Below are 14,519 nucleotides of genomic sequence, written 5' to 3'. Positions count from 1 at the left end.
ATGGAGAGGGGCGTCGGCCTGCCGAAAAGCGGTCCTCATCCTGCGTGGCTCAGCTCACGTTGCCGCCGACCGCCGCCGCTCCTCGGTGACGTCGATCGTCTCAGCGCCTTCTCCCCGCCAGTGCAGGATCTCCATCGCCAGCACCGGATGATTGAAGCCCTTGAGATGCAGGTCGTCGATCGGCCTTGCGTCGACCGACGCTTCGACCACGCCAAACACGCGGCGCGACGCGATCACCTGCCCGGCCTTCGCCGCGTCGCATAGCCGCGAGGCGAGATTGGTGACGCTGCCGATCGCGGCATATTCGAGCCGGTTCTCGAAGCCGACCTGGCCGAGCGTGGCATAGCCCAGCGCGATGCCGACGCCAAACCCCAGGCTGTGGCCGCGATTCTTCCAGCGCTCGGTGAGCTCGCCGATCTCCTCGCGCATCTCCATCGCCATCTTGACCGCGCGGGCCGTGTGGTCCTCGAACGGGATCGGCGCGTTGAACAGGATCATGACGCCGTCGCCGGCATAGCGGTCGAGCGTGCCCTCATACTTGAAGATGTGCTTGCCGAGCGCGGCATGATATTCGCGCAGCACGTTCATGGCCTCTTCGGGCTCGGTGGTCTCGGTGAACGCCGTGAAGCCGCGCAGATCGCAGAACACGACCGTCACCTCGCGGCGATGGCTCTCCAGCAGCGCATCATGGCCATCCGACGACGCGATGATCTGCGCGACTTGCGGCGCCAGGAAGCGCTCGAGCCGGCGGATGCGCTCGATCTCGGCGAGCTGCTTCTCGACGCGCTCTTCGAGCGACTTGTTCCATTCGCGCAGCTGCCCGGTCTGCTCGGTGAGCTTGGCGGCCTGCTGCTGCACGGTGTCGTGCGCCAGCGCCAGCTCGCGGCCCTTTTGATCGACCTCGGTGAACAGCCGCGCGTTGCGCATGGCGAGCACCGCCTGGTGGGCGAAGGTCCGCATCAGCCCGATCAGGTTGGGCGGAAACGCGCCGGCCGAGCGCCGGAGCACGACGAGCGCGCCGAGTACGCCCTGCTGGTCGACCAACGGCGTGAACAGCACCGCGTGAAATCCGGCCGCGACGGCGACGGCGCGCAGCGGATGATCCGGCGCGGTTTCAAGCTCGGCGATCGCGATCGGCTCGCCGCTGCGCACGGAGTCCGACAGCAGGCTGGTCTGCTCGTCGAGCATGGTGTGCGCGCCGTCCTGCGTGCGGTCGATGCCTTTGGCCTCCACCAGCCTGAAGCGCCGTTCGGCGGCATCATAGGAATAGATCAGCACGGCATCGGCCGCGGTGATCTCGAGCGCCCGCGCCGCGACCGTCGGCAGCACCGCGTTGAGATCGAGCGAGGACGCCACCGCGCGCCCGACCTCCTCCAAGACCTTCAACTCGTTGATCGACTGCGCGAGATCGCGCGTACGCTCCTCGACCTTCGCTTCCAGCACGGCATAGGACTGCGCGAGCTGGCCAGCCATGCTGTTGAACTGATCGGCCAGCTCCTCCAGCTCGTCATGGGTCTTCACCTCGATGCGCTGCGCGAAATCGCCGGCACCGAGCTTGCGCGCGCCGGCCCGCAACGCGGTGATCGGAACGAGCATGCGGCGCGCCAGCAGCGTCCCTGCGAGGATCGCAACCGCGAGGCCGAGCGCGATCAGGAGCGCGCCGCGCAACAGCTGGTCGCGGATCGGCGCCAACGCATGCGCCGTCGATTGCTCGAAGAACACCGCCCAGCCAAGCTTGGGCAGGGTCGCCACCGCCGAGAGCACGGCACGCCCCTCGCTGTCGGTGCCGGAGGCGAGCGGCCGGCCGTCGGGCGAGAGCACCGCGGCGACCTGCGGCAGCTTGGCGAGATCCTGGCCGACGGCCGGCCCTTTCGCCGAGCTCGCCAGCACCTGGCCGCGCGGATCGACGACATAGGCGGTTGCGACCTTGCCGGTCTGCGCCTCGGTCATGAAGTCTTCGAGGAAGTCGAGATCGATGTCGGCCACGGTGACGCCGGCGTTGAAGCCGGAATGCGCGACCGAGATCGACATCATCGGCTGCGCACCCTTGAAGGTCACGGCCGAGAAGTTGCTGCCATGCGTGACGGTGTCGGTGAAGCGCAGATCGCGCGACAGGTCGTTGCCAGAGGAGAACGAGATCGAGGTGCGGGAGACCCGGAGCTGCTCGCGGCCCTGCCCGTCGAGCTGATAGAGCTGCCGAACGGCCGGAGCCTGGCTCAGCAACTGCACGTAGTCGGCGCGACGCAGCTCCAGCGTATTGGCGCTCGCCCGCGTCACCCAGCTGATCTGGCGCTGCAGGTCGGAGACCGCCTGGTCGATGCGCCGGGCGCTCGCATCGGCCTTCTCGGCCATCGCGGCGGTCAGACTCGCCTTGGTGGACTGATAGCTGATCCAGGTTTCGGTCGCGCCGTTGACGGCCAGCACGAACACGACGAGTCCGACCAGCGACACGACATATTTGGCGAACAAGCCCTGCCGCAGCGACCAGCCTTTGTTCTCGACCTCGTTCATTCGGACCCCTCACGCGCGTCATCACCGAGGCCCGGACCTCGGACGGGCGCGTCCGCCGCCCTCGCGGCAGCGACACTGCAGCAGCGGGACCACTCGCCTGCCGAGAGGGCCCGCCGCCAACCCTCCGTCTAGCACAGAACGTGCCGGCAAACCGGCCGCACGCGCAGGTTCGGCGCTGTCGGGCAGAGGTGATCGCGCCGACGGCCGGCGATATCTTCTTTGGTTCGGCGGAGGCCGCTGCAGACGGATTCCGCCCAGGTCTTATTTTACCTGTTGAAGATGCGCTTCAGAACATCGTTCATGGGCTGACTGTCCTGCACATTGTCATCGCGCGGCTCGACCGGAGTTGCTGCGGTCGCTTGGCCAGCCTCGGCGGAGGGAGCCGCCTGATCGGCCTGCGGCGCCTGCAGCAGCGGAACCGCGCCGCCGGAGGGACCCACGGTACGGCCACGGCTCCGGGGTTGTGGCGGCGCGCTCGGCTGCAGTCCCTGCTGGATCAGATTGCCGATCGCCGCCCCAAGCTGACCGCCGAGCAGATCGGATTGGCCCGCCGCCGGCGCCTGCGGATTCGGCGCCGCCGTCGAGGGCGCGGCGTTCGGAACGACGGCGCCATTCGGCGTGGCGCTTCCGATCAGGCCACCGATGCCGTTGATCAGGTTGTTGAGACCGGCGCCGTCCTTGCCGAACAGGCCCTGCCCCATCTGCTTGAGCTTGCCATAGGCGGCTTCGGGATTGTCGAGGATGCCGGCCATGTCGGGATAGAAGCGCGGCTGGCTCCACGGACCGTCGATCACGACGGGAATGCCGAGACCGATCGGATCCGAGGTGCGGCCCTGCCCCTCGGACGTCATCACGAGCTTCGGCTCGACACGCATCGCCAGGGCGCGGTTGCCGAGATCGATCGTCCCCGCGCCGGTGACCTTCACCAGGGGCCCGACCAGATTGAGGTCACTGGTCGCCGCCTGGCCGCGTTCGACCTGGAACGAGGCCGACAGCTGGGTGAGATCGGTGGTCAGTTCCTGCGAGTCCTGCCAGCCAGACAACGGATTGGTGGTCAGCGAGCGGATCATCTGCGCAACGTTGATGCCGCGGATCGCGCCGTCCTGGAACAGCAGGAAGGCCGAGCCGCTCAGATTGCTCATGATCGCCTGCTGGCTGGCGCCACCCGAGCGCAGCGCCAGCTTGCCCTGCATCCGCGCATCGAGCTTGCCGAAGCCTGCGAGGTTCGAGAGCAGCGGCAGCGCTTTGACGCCGACGAGGTCGCAGTGCATCGCGTAGGCCGGGTTGCCGGTGGAGGCGTCGATCACGACCTCGCCGCTGGCCTGCCCGCCATAGACGCCGAGATTGGTGACGGTGGCCTTCAGCACGCCCCCCGCCAGCGACGTTTCCACGTCCAACGGACCGAGGCGAGCGCCGGAAATGCCGATATCTGTCGCCGACAGCCTCACTCGGGCGTCGATATAATTGAGGCCGCGCAGATCGATCGCCGAGGTGCTCCACCCCGAGGTGCGCGATGAGCCCTGCAATGCCGAGTCCGCGATATCGAGGCGGCGCAGGTCGAGATCGACCTTCACCAACGGCTTGCTGGCGAGATCGACCGAGGCCCAGCCGTTGAAGTCGCCGTCCCCGAGCGTGCCGCTGAGGCCGTTGATCATGACCAGCGAACCATTCAGCCGGACATCGGCGCGCCCCGCCACAGCACCGTGAAACGCGCTCTCCATGCCGATCCGGAAGTCCACCGGCAGGGTCTGCCGATCGATCGGCATCGCCGGCGCGACCGAAGTGACATCGAAGGTCACAAGGCGATCGCCGGCCCGGGCAGTGCCCGCAATCTTGATCTTGCCATCGTCGCTCAGCGACGCGGTCGCACCAATGCCGTCAAGACGATTTTCGACACGGTCGCGCGGATTGGAGAGAATGACGGCTCCGTCTCTGACGGTGACGCGCCCGACCCGGACCGCGGGGGCGGCCTCCGGCTTTGCCGACGCGCGGTTGCGCGGCGCATTGTCCCGCAGCCGTTCGCGCAGCAGCGGCAGATAGACCGTCGGCTTGTCGATGATGATCTCGCCGATGTCGGGCCGGCCGGACCACAGGCTCGACAGCGCCATGTCCGCCTGCAGCTTGCCGACCGTCAGCCGATTGTTGCCGTCCCGATCCTTCGGATCCTGCAGCGTGAGGTCGGTCAGCGTCGCGCGCAGCGACGGCCACAGGCTGAAGCTTGCGGAGCCGGCGATGTCCAAGCGATATCCCGTGTCGCGCTCGACACGGTCCTGAATGGCGACCGTCAGGAAGCCTGCCGGAAGGCCGAAGGCGAGCGCGAGGGCCAGCACGACGAGGAGGGCCCCGATGAATCCGCCTGCGATCTTCAATGCTTTCATGACGATGTCCCAAGCGCGGCGCACGAGCGGTCTCCACGGGTTAGCATGCGGCAATGCCAGCCCGGTTCAATCCGAAATTTTCTCGAAACGAAGACCGGTCCGAGAGCGACCAAAATAGTCGTGAGCACGTGCGCGGTTATGTGACTTGTGACACACTTCCGCCCTGGCGGTTTCTGTAACTGACACTTTGAACCATTGCCAAAGGTATAGTGATGAGCAAGCAGGCCGAATTTGCGGTCATTCTGAAGATGAACCCGATGTTCGCCGACCTCGGGGCCGACGAACTGCAGCGCATCTCGAACCTTTGCCACACCCAGCATCTGTCGTCGGGCGAGGTGCTGTTCCAGAAGGGCGATCCCGGCAACGCCCTGTTCGGGGTGCGGCGCGGCCAGGTTCGGATCGAGACCGGCGCCACCGACGGCAGCCGGCTGACCCTGAACTTCATGGGCCCGGGCGATCTGTTCGGCGAGGTCGCGGTGCTCGACGGCCAGGAGCGCACGGCGGACGCCACCGCCGGCGAGGTCACCGAGCTGTTCGTGCTCCGGCGCGAGGACTTTCTGAGCTTCCTGGAGCGCGAGCCGAAGGTCGCGATCAAGATCATTCAGCTGCTGTGCCAGCGGATCCGCTGGCAGAGCGAGCGGATGGAAGAATCGGTGCTGCAGCCGCTGCCGGTGCGACTGGCGCGCCGGCTGTGCGCGCTGGCGGAGGATTTCGGCTCCGAGGTCCACATCTCGCAGGAGCAGCTCGGCGTCTTCGTCGGCGCGGCGCGCGAGAGCGTCAATCGCCAGCTGCAGGCATGGCGCAAGGACAAGATCCTCGACCTGCAACGCGGGCGCATCCTGCTGCATGACCTGACGAAGCTCGGCACGATCGCTCGCAACGAGTAGCCGACGACGGCGTCGACTGTTGTACGCACCTCCTGAGCTTCCGTCTTGCCGGTCATGTGCGGCAAGTGAAGACGGGCGCGCCGACTTTGTCCGATGCGGGCCCCGCACATGGCGAGAATCGTTCGCAGTGCTTCGCTTCGTATCGACATCGGCCAAACATGATCGCAATTGGGCCACCACGATTCACAATTTGCGACATGAACTGTTTTTAACAATTCTAACTGGGGTCAATCCGGCAGCGGTCAGTTCCTCCACGCGCGCCTGCGTGCGGGGTGAAGGCATCGTGCCAGACGCTTGTGGTTGGAATTGAAGTCATGAGTCTTGCTTTGCCGGCGCTTGTCATCGAGGCCAACAGTTGCGTTGGTCGCTGGCGCAAAACTCTGATGGTGTGGATCGATGCCGTCGAGGACGGCTGGGTCGTGCCGGCGCTGATCGCGGGGTTCGTCGCCGTCTGGATGATCTATTTCTCGCTCGCTTATATGGGCGGCGATCTGCACCAGGACGTGATCGAGACCTGGTCGCTCGGCCGCAGCTTCGATTGGGGTTCCACCAAGCATCCGCCCCTGATGGGCTGGGCGGCCCGTGCCTGGACGACGGTGTTTCCGCTCACGAACTGGTCGTTCAACCTGCTGGCGCTGACCAACGCCGCCGTTGGATTGTGGGCCATCGACCGCATCACGCGCCGCTTCGCGCATGGCGACAAGCGCATCGTCGTATTGCTGCTGCTCATGCTGCTGCCGATCTATCAGCTGCATGCGCAGCGCTTCAACGCCAACGCCGTGCTGCTGTCGAGCTGGCCGCTCGCAACCTGGTGCTTCCTGCGCTCGTTCGAGACGCGCCAGTTCGGCTGGGCCATCGCCGCCGGCCTGACCGCCGCGCTCGCGATGCTCGGAAAATACTACTCGATCTTCCTGATCGCGGGCTTTGCGATCGCAGCGCTGTGTCACAGCGAGCGGCGCGCCTATTTCACCTCATGGGCGCCCTGGATTGCCGCCGTGTCCGGCCTGGTCGCGCTTGTGCCGCATCTCTACTGGCTCGCCACGACGGGCGCCCAGCCGTTCTCGCATGCGATCCAACATCACGTCGGCAAGACCACCGGCGCGGCGCTGGTCGAGGGCGGCGGGTTCCTGCTCGCGATGGCCGGGATCGCCGGCATCCCGGGCCTGATCTGGCTTGCAATGACGCGACCCCGCCCCGGCCGCGTGCTGAACGACGCGCTCAGTCTCGATAGCGGACTCCAGCTGCTGGCGATGATCGGCATCGGCACGGTGACGCTTCCCGCATGGGTCTCGGCGATCTTCGGCACCGATATGCCGCCGCTTTGGGGCCTGCAGGGCGTGTTCCTGTTCGTCATCGTCACCGTATGCGGCGCCAGCTACCAGGCGCCCCGCGCCCTGACGGTCAATCTCGCCGCATCGGCGATCGGGATTGCGGCGTTCGCTGCGATCGTGGTTGCGCCGCTCCATGCGCTGTACCGGAACTACGTGCCGCTGAGCGAGGGCCGGAACTTCTACCAGCCGGCGGTCGCCGAACTCGACCGCCTGTGGCGGACGGCGTCGGACAGCGTCCTTCCGGCTGTCGGCGGCGACGATGGGCTCGCCTTTGCTGCCGCGTTCTACAGCCCCGACCATCCGCGCTACGAGATGAGCCTGGTGCATCCGCACGAGTTGCAGCCTCCCGCCCCCGAGCTGATGGCGCGGGGCTGGGCCGCGCTGTGCTATGAGACCGACATCTCCTGCGTCACGGGCATGCAGGGCGCCGCGGCGCGGGCGCGGCATTCGGTGCGCGCCACCTTCACGCTCCGGACCAATCTGTTCGGCTGGCAGGGCGCCAGCCAGGGCTTCGTCGCCCTGATCGTGCCGCCCGAGACCGAGCAGCCGGCCCCAAAGATGCCAGGCGGCGCCTACGACCTCAGCGCGCGGCGGCGCGTGCTGTCGACCGCGGACTGATCGAGCTCCACTGTCATTCAGCGGCCGGCGAGATGACCGACGGCGGCGGCTTGTGCATGTGCTCCTCATCGGCCGCGTGGGCCGAAGCCGCCTCTTCCGCGCCATCGGACACGATCAGCCTGCGGCCGAGCCGCGCGAACAATCCGCTGAGATCGTCCATCACCAGGAACATCGCCGGCACGAACAGCAGCGACAGCACGGTCGAGAACACCAGGCCGCCGATCACGGCGAGCGCCATCGGCGAGCGGAATTCGCCGCCGGCGCCGACCGCGAGCGCGCTCGGCATCATGCCGGCGACCATCGCGATCGTGGTCATCACGATCGGACGGGCGCGCTTCATCCCGGCATCGATGATCGCCTCGTCGCGCCTGATGCCGGCATGGATCGCCTCGACCGCGAACTCCACCAGCATGATCGCGTTCTTGGTGACGATGCCCATCAGCATCATCATGCCGATATAGACCGGGATCGTGAGCTGCTTGCCCGTGAGCATCAAGGCGCCGATCGCGCCGCCGATCGACAGCGGCAGCGAGAACAGGATCGTAATCGGCTGCAGGAAGGTGCCGAACAGCAGCACCAGCACTGCATAGACGATCATCAGGCCTGCCGTGATCGCCGTGATGAAGCCGGACGCCAGCTCGTTCAGGCTCTCGGCATCATCAGACGGGATCAGCTTGACGCTGGCCGGCATGCTCTTTCGGACCGGCAGCTCGTCGATCTGCTTCGTCGCATCGCCGAGCGCCGCAAGTCCGACGAGGTCGGCCGAAACCGTTGCCTGCCGCCCGCGGTCGTAGCGGCTGATGCTGGTCGGGCCCTGATCGAGCTTGATGTCGGCGACCACGGCCAGCGGCACGCCGCCCTTCTCGCCAAACTGGCCGAGCGGCACCCGCAATTGTTCGAGAGTCTTCACGTCGCTGCGCGCCGCGTCCTCGAGCTGCACCCGGATCGGGACCAGCCGGCCGCCGACGTCGTATTTCGCCAGCGCCGGCCCGACGTCGCCGATGGTGGCGACGCGGATCGTCTGCGACAGGCTTTCGGTGGAGACGCCGAGCCGCGCCGCGAGATCGGCGCGCGGCTGCACCCGCAATTCCGGCCGGTCGAGCGAGGTGTCCGACACGACGTTGGAGATGATCGCAATCCGCTTCATCTGCGAGGCCAGCTCGCTCGCGACATTGTCGACCAGCTTGGGATCCGATCCCGTCAGAACCAGCTTGATCGGACGCAGGCCATTCTCATCCGTGAACCAGAAGCGGATGTCGGGAATGTTCTCGAGGTCCTTCGTGATCGCGAGCTCGAGCTCCTTCTGGGTGATCTTGCGCTCGGTCTTCGGCGTGTAGTTGACGATCATGCCGGCGCGGCGAACCTCCATCGCCCCCTGCAGCCGGCCGCCGTCGACGAAGACACTGCGAACCTCGGGCCGCTTGCGCAGCTGCGCCACGATGTCCTCGGTGACCTTCTCCGTGTAGGCGAGCTGCGCGCCGGGCGGCAGCTCGATCGCGAGCAGCGATCGCGCCGCGTCCTGCGCCGGCAGGAAGCCCTTCGACAGCAGGGTCGTGCTCCAGATCGAGCCCGCGAAGATCCCGACGCCCAGCAGGATCGTGATGTAGTAGTGCCTCACCGACAAGGTCACGATGCGCTGATACGCCCGCAGGATGAAGCCCGGCGGCGGATCGTCGTGGTCGTGAGGCTTGAGGAAATAGGCTGCCAGCATCGGCGTGACGAAACGCGCCGCCAGCAGCGAGAAGAACACCTGCACCGAGACGGTAATGCCGAACTGCTTGAAGAACTGCCCGGCGATGCCCGACATGAAGCTGGCCGGCGCGAAGATCGCGATGATGGTAAGGCTGATCGCGATCACCGCGAGGCCGATCTCGTCGGCGGCATCCAGCGCCGCGCGATACGGCGACTTGCCCATCCGCATGTGACGCACGATGTTCTCGATCTCGACGATGGCGTCGTCGACGAGAATGCCGGTCGATAGCGTGATCGCCAGGAACGACACCATGTTCAGCGAGAAGCCGAGGATGTCCATCGCCCAGAACGCCGGGAAGATCGACAGCGGCAGCGAGATCGCGGCAATGACCGTCGCGCGGAAATCACGCAGGAACAGCAGCACGATGATGACGGCGAGGATCGCGCCTTCGAACAGCGTCGAGATCGCGGCTTCGTAGTTGCCCTTGGTGAATTCGACCGAGGTGTCGATCAGCCGGAGATCGACGTCGGGATGGGCGGCCTTGACCTGGTCGATGCGCTTCTGCACCGCCTCGGCGACGACGACATCGCTGGCGCCCTTGGACCGCTTGATGCCGAGTGCCACCACCGGCTCGCCGTTGAAGCGCGCGAAGGTGCGGCGATCGGCGATGGTGTCGGTGACCGTCCCGAGATCGGCGAGCCGGACCTCGCCGCCGCCGAACAGCGGGATCATGGTGTTCGACAGCTCGTTCAGCGTCTTGGCGCCGGCGAGCGTACGGATCGCCTGGTCGTTCTTGCCGATCTCGGCGCGGCCGCCGGCGACATCGACATTGGTGCCGCGCAGGCTCTGGCTGACATTGACCGCGGTGAGGCCCATGGCCTGCAGCCGGTCGGGATCGAGCGAGACCAGGATCTCGCGCTCGACGCCGCCGATGCGCTCGACCTGGCTGACGCCGCGCACGCCCTGCAACTCGCGCTTGACCACGTCATCGACGAAGAAGGACAGCTGCTCCGGCGTCTTGCCGGGCGAGATCGCGGCATAGGTGACGATCGGCAGGCCGATCTTGTCGACGCGCGAGATCAAGGGCTCGGTGACGTTCTGCGGCAGGTCGGAGCGGACCCGCGTCACCGAATCCTTGACGTCGTTGATGGCGCGGTCGGTGTTGGTCTCGAGCGCGAAGGTGATCGTGGTGACCGACAGGCCGTCGGTGATCAGCGACTGGATGTGGCGCGCGCCTTCGACGCCGGAGACACCGTCCTCGATGATCTTGGTGACCTGCGACTCAAGCTCCGACGGCGCCGCACCGAATTGCGCCACCGCGACCGAGATCACCGGAATGTCGGCGTTCGGCAGTCTTGTGACCGCGAGCTTGGTGAAGCTCATCCAGCCGAGGATCAGCAGGATGATGGAGAAGAGGATCGAGGGCAGCGGGTTCCGGATCGACCATGCCGAGATATTCAGTGCCATCAGCGTACCCGCGTGCGATCGATGTCTTCGGCGAACATGGTCTTGATCTGGTCGCCGTCATGCAGCGAGCTGCCGGCGTCGGCCACCACGACCTCGCCCTCGGCCAGACCTTCGAGGATCTCGGTCGACGTATCGGACACCAGGCCGACCCGGACCCTGCGCGTCTCGATCGTATCGCCCTTCACGACCTGGATGGTGAGATGATCGATCGCCGTATTGGGAATGGCGACACCGCAGCTCCGTCGCGCATCGATGTTGGCGCGCGCGAACATGCCGGGCTTGAGTGAGGGATTGCTGGTCATGGTGATGCGGACATGACCGAGCTGGGTCGTCCGGTCGACCTGCGGCGCCACCACGCGCAGCCGGCCGATGATGTCGGGAAGATCGTCGCGGTTGATGCGCGCGGGCGCGCCCGCGCTGAGCTTGAGCAGATGAATGCTCGGAACTTCGGCGTCGAGCTCCAGCTCGTTGTTGACGGCAATGCGGAACATCGGCCCCGCCTGGGGCGAGGCCGGCGCGCCGGCAATGGTGCGGACTTCGGTGACGACGCCCGCCGCCGGCGCCCGCAGCGACAGCGGCCGGTTCGCGGCGGCCGCCGGAGCGCCCGGCTGGGGCGGAGGCGGTGTCAGGCGCGCGAGCTCCTGGTTCTCGGTGACCACGTCGCCTTCCTTGACCAGGACGTCGGTCACCCGCGAGCCCTCCTGGTCAGCACCGACCACGGCCTCGCGGCGGGGCACGACGAAGCCGGTGACACGCACCAGATCGGAGAAGCAGGCCTTACCCGCCTTGGTCACCAGCACCTGGGCCTGCATGCGCGGCTCCTCGGCAGCCGGATGGGGACGGTGCTCATACCAGTAATAGCCCGCGAACAGAGCCACGAAGACCACCGCGCTGGCCGCGGTCTTGAGTGATTTTGGCAGCTTCATCGGAGAGCGGATCCGGGCGGCTCGAGAGGCGGTTTCATGATGGAGCGGATGCTCCTGCTGAGGTGGCGTGGCAGGTTCCGACGAGACGACGCGCCCCGCAAGGCTGCGGGACGCATCCGGTCAGCTCGATCTCCGGCCACGCGCGCCTTCCGACGGTGCTGGTGCGGGCTACTTGGCGGCCGCCGTCTTGCTCTGCATGTTGACGACCTGGACGCGGCGGTTGACCTCGGCCAGCGGCTGGCTCGGATCCTTCAGCTTGCTCTTGCCGTAGCCGACCGTGACGAGGTCGGCGCCGGCGATGCCGAACTTCTCGACCAGATAGCGCTTGATCGAATCGGCGCGGCGCTCCGAGAGATCCTGGTTGTAGGCGTCGGCGCCGGCGGCATCGGTGTGGCCCGCGACGACGAAGGTCGACCCTTTCAGGTCGGGGCTGGTCAACGCCCGGCCGAGCGCCTGAACCGAGGCCATCGACTTCTGGCTGATGTTGGCCGAGTTGTAGTCGAAGGTGATCTCGAGATCGATGTTCGGCTTGGTCTTGGCGACCGTCGCGATCTCCTCGCGCTCGGCTGACGACAGCGAGCGGGTCGAGCGGCCGCGGATGCTCTGCAGGAACTTGTCCTGCTCCGGCGCCACGGCGGGCGCCGCGTCCGCCGGCGGCGACATCGACAGCCCGCGGGTCAGCGGCTTCTTCGGTCCGGCCAGTGCGCGGACGATCTGATCCTCGGTGACGTCCTCGGCCGCGACGGCCCGGGTGAGGCCGAGCGAGGCGAACGCGACGAGGCTCGCGGCCACCAGCACAGCCGTCAGGCCGACGGCGTGGGTCGAATTGGTCTTTGCGGTCATTGCCATCCCTCCTCGCGCAGTACGCACGCGAACTCACCTGCCTGTCCCGCCGCGAACGCCCGCTCGCGACTTCGGCTGTCCGCAGATATGTCGGTCCGGCCCGCCGCCTGGTTCGAGGCGGCCGGCCATCGCGCGCAAGAAATCAGCGCACGCCGTAATCCTCGAACTCGCGCGCGATGTTCGGATCGATCGTCTTGGCGTTGGCGATGTCGAGCGCGCCCTCCTGCGCAGCGCCGTTGCGCTGCTTGGCGAGACCCCGCCCGTACAAGGATGACGTCAGCCGCGGGTTGATCTTCAGCGCCGCATCGAAATCGGCGATCGCGTTCTTGGTGGCGCCGCTCTTGAGGTTGACGAGGCCGCGGCTGTCGAGCGCGTCGACGAAGTTCGGCCGCAGCCGCAGCGCCTCGTTGCAGTCGCGCAGCGCCGCCTGCAGCTCGCCGACCACCGTGCGCGCCCAGCAGCGATTGTTGAGCGCCTCGACGTCCTTCGGATTGATCCGGATGGCCTCGTCGAAATCGCGGATTGCCTGCGGATAGGCGCCCTTGCTGGCATAGACCTGGCCGCGCCCGTAATAGGCGCCGGCGTCATCCGGATTGGCCTGGATCCTGGCCGTCAGAGCCTTGATTTTCGGATCGTCGGCGAACGGATCCTGCGGCGGCTGAGCCGGCACGTTGGCCGTCGGAGGATTGGTCGGCGCGGGCGTCGGCACAGGCGGGGCTGGCGGAAGCGGCGGCGCCGGCAGCGTCTCCGCCTTTGGAGGCGGGGGCGGCGGAGCTGGCGGCAGCGGCAGAGGCGCTGGCGGCAGCGGCGCCGGCGGAGCGGGTGCGGGCGGCGGAGTCGGTGTGGGCGTCGGCTGCGGCACCGGGGTGGCGTCGGCCGTCACGGTCGGGCGTGCACCGCCAGCGCCCGGCACGAACGAGAAATCCTCGGCCAGCGAGGACGAGATCCACGGCACCTGCTCGCTGCGCGAGGCGCGCGTCACGCCGACGCGGGTACGGTTCAGCGTCTCTTCCGCGGTGAGGTCGGGAACGCGGATCTCCTTCAGCAATTCCTGCACGAACAGGCCGCGGTCACGGCCGGTGTCCGAGACGACCGAGGACAGCGCGGCCGAGTACATGACCAGGGTACCACTCGGGGCGATCACCGGCGCAAGGCCGGACGAGGCGGTGCGGAAGCGGCGCTCATAGGGATTGCGCCTGGAGGCATCGAGCAGCGCGATCTTCACGCCGGCGCCGCGGCTGTTGATCTCCTGCAGCACCTGCTCGAGGCTGATGCCGTCACGCCGCACGTCGGCCTCCTGCCAGATCTGGGCGTCGACGGGAACCATGTAGCTGGTCCGGTTCGACTGGATGCCGTAGCCGGAGAAGAACAACAGCGCCACCGAGCCCGGCTTGATCTTGCCATAGAGCCGATCGAGGCCGCGGCGCATCGTATCGCCGGTGGCGTTCTCGATCGTCTCGACGACGAAGCCATCGCGCTTCAGCTCGTCGCTGAGGTCGCGCGCGTCGTTGATCGGCTCCTTCAGCGGCGCCTCGGCATCGGGATATTTCGCATTGCCGATGACGAGCGCAAAGCGCTCGCCGGCCGCGTGCGCGGGCCGGGAGAACCCGACCGACGTGGCGACAGAGGCCATCAAACCGAGCAGCAACAGCAGGCGGAGAATCATCACGATGGCGGTCCAGCGGTCCAGCAAACAGGCGCCGTCCAGCTTGCGCCGCGGCGACATTAACCCACGCGTCAGGCATTATCAAATCGCCGTGACGACACGTCAACTGCTTGCGGCGGTTGATGAATCGTCGCCCGGGGCAGCCGCTGACGAAGGGATCTTGCGATCCTTTTCGTCGAACGACACCACCCGACCATGC

Annotated in this window: 8 protein-coding genes; 2 read left to right on the top strand and 6 right to left on the bottom strand. The window is 67.0% G+C overall.

The features are described from left to right. Window positions 1-54: 54 nt before the first annotated feature. Window positions 55-2,511 carry an adenylate/guanylate cyclase domain-containing protein gene (locus QQL87_RS32660; protein WP_284422398.1) on the bottom strand — a complete coding sequence of 819 codons (2,457 nt, stop codon included), beginning with the start codon at window positions 2,509-2,511 and terminating at the stop codon, window positions 55-57. Between the two features lie 266 nt (window positions 2,512-2,777). Further along, complete coding sequence (locus QQL87_RS32655; RefSeq protein WP_284422397.1) at window positions 2,778-4,889, bottom strand: AsmA family protein; 2,112 nt, start codon at window positions 4,887-4,889, stop codon at window positions 2,778-2,780. A gap of 212 nt (window positions 4,890-5,101) precedes the next feature. On the opposite strand from QQL87_RS32655, the gene QQL87_RS32650 reads away from it, so the two are divergent. Together QQL87_RS32650 and QQL87_RS32645 are read left to right on the top strand one after the other, a co-directional pair. Continuing rightward, window positions 5,102-5,776, top strand: coding sequence for a Crp/Fnr family transcriptional regulator (locus QQL87_RS32650; protein ID WP_284422396.1), 675 nt, complete (start codon window positions 5,102-5,104; stop codon window positions 5,774-5,776). Between the two features lie 314 nt (window positions 5,777-6,090). Next, on the top strand, window positions 6,091-7,725 hold the full coding sequence (locus QQL87_RS32645; protein ID WP_284422395.1) for a glycosyltransferase family 39 protein: 1,635 nt from the start codon (window positions 6,091-6,093) through the stop codon (window positions 7,723-7,725). Between the two features lie 13 nt (window positions 7,726-7,738). Here the strand turns inward: QQL87_RS32645 and QQL87_RS32640 are convergent, their stop codons facing one another. The 4 genes from QQL87_RS32640 to QQL87_RS32625 form a co-directional block, all read right to left on the bottom strand. Then, on the bottom strand, window positions 7,739-10,885 hold the full coding sequence (locus QQL87_RS32640; protein ID WP_284422394.1) for an efflux RND transporter permease subunit: 3,147 nt from the start codon (window positions 10,883-10,885) through the stop codon (window positions 7,739-7,741). Next, window positions 10,885-11,811 carry an efflux RND transporter periplasmic adaptor subunit gene (locus tag QQL87_RS32635; RefSeq protein WP_284422393.1) on the bottom strand — a complete coding sequence of 309 codons (927 nt, stop codon included), beginning with the start codon at window positions 11,809-11,811 and terminating at the stop codon, window positions 10,885-10,887. Before QQL87_RS32635 ends, QQL87_RS32640 begins: the two co-directional genes overlap by 1 nt. Before the next feature lie 168 nt (window positions 11,812-11,979). Continuing rightward, window positions 11,980-12,654, bottom strand: coding sequence for an OmpA family protein (locus tag QQL87_RS32630; protein WP_284422392.1), 675 nt, complete (start codon window positions 12,652-12,654; stop codon window positions 11,980-11,982). Between the two features lie 142 nt (window positions 12,655-12,796). Then, window positions 12,797-14,320, bottom strand: coding sequence for a caspase family protein (locus QQL87_RS32625; RefSeq protein WP_284422445.1), 1,524 nt, complete (start codon window positions 14,318-14,320; stop codon window positions 12,797-12,799). Window positions 14,321-14,519: the final 199 nt, after the last annotated feature.

It is taken from the genome of Bradyrhizobium sp. SSBR45G (assembly GCF_030159255.1).
Taxonomy (GTDB): Bacteria; Pseudomonadota; Alphaproteobacteria; order Rhizobiales; family Xanthobacteraceae; genus Bradyrhizobium.
This window is presented reverse-complemented; position numbering and strand designations above follow the sequence as displayed.

Bases quoted from the DNA above. Each gene is read 5' to 3' on its own strand.
- QQL87_RS32650 (WP_284422396.1), top strand. From the start codon at position 5,102: ATGAGCAAGCAGGCCGAATTTGCGGTCATTCTGAAGATGAACCCGATG.
- QQL87_RS32630 (WP_284422392.1), bottom strand. From the start codon at position 12,654: ATGACCGCAAAGACCAATTCGACCCACGCCGTCGGCCTGACGGCTGTG.
- QQL87_RS32660 (WP_284422398.1), bottom strand. From the start codon at position 2,511: ATGAACGAGGTCGAGAACAAAGGCTGGTCGCTGCGGCAGGGCTTGTTC.
- QQL87_RS32645 (WP_284422395.1), top strand. From the start codon at position 6,091: ATGAGTCTTGCTTTGCCGGCGCTTGTCATCGAGGCCAACAGTTGCGTT.
- QQL87_RS32625 (WP_284422445.1), bottom strand. From the start codon at position 14,320: ATGATTCTCCGCCTGCTGTTGCTGCTCGGTTTGATGGCCTCTGTCGCC.
- QQL87_RS32655 (WP_284422397.1), bottom strand. From the start codon at position 4,889: ATGAAAGCATTGAAGATCGCAGGCGGATTCATCGGGGCCCTCCTCGTC.
- QQL87_RS32635 (WP_284422393.1), bottom strand. From the start codon at position 11,811: ATGAAGCTGCCAAAATCACTCAAGACCGCGGCCAGCGCGGTGGTCTTC.
- QQL87_RS32640 (WP_284422394.1), bottom strand. From the start codon at position 10,885: ATGGCACTGAATATCTCGGCATGGTCGATCCGGAACCCGCTGCCCTCG.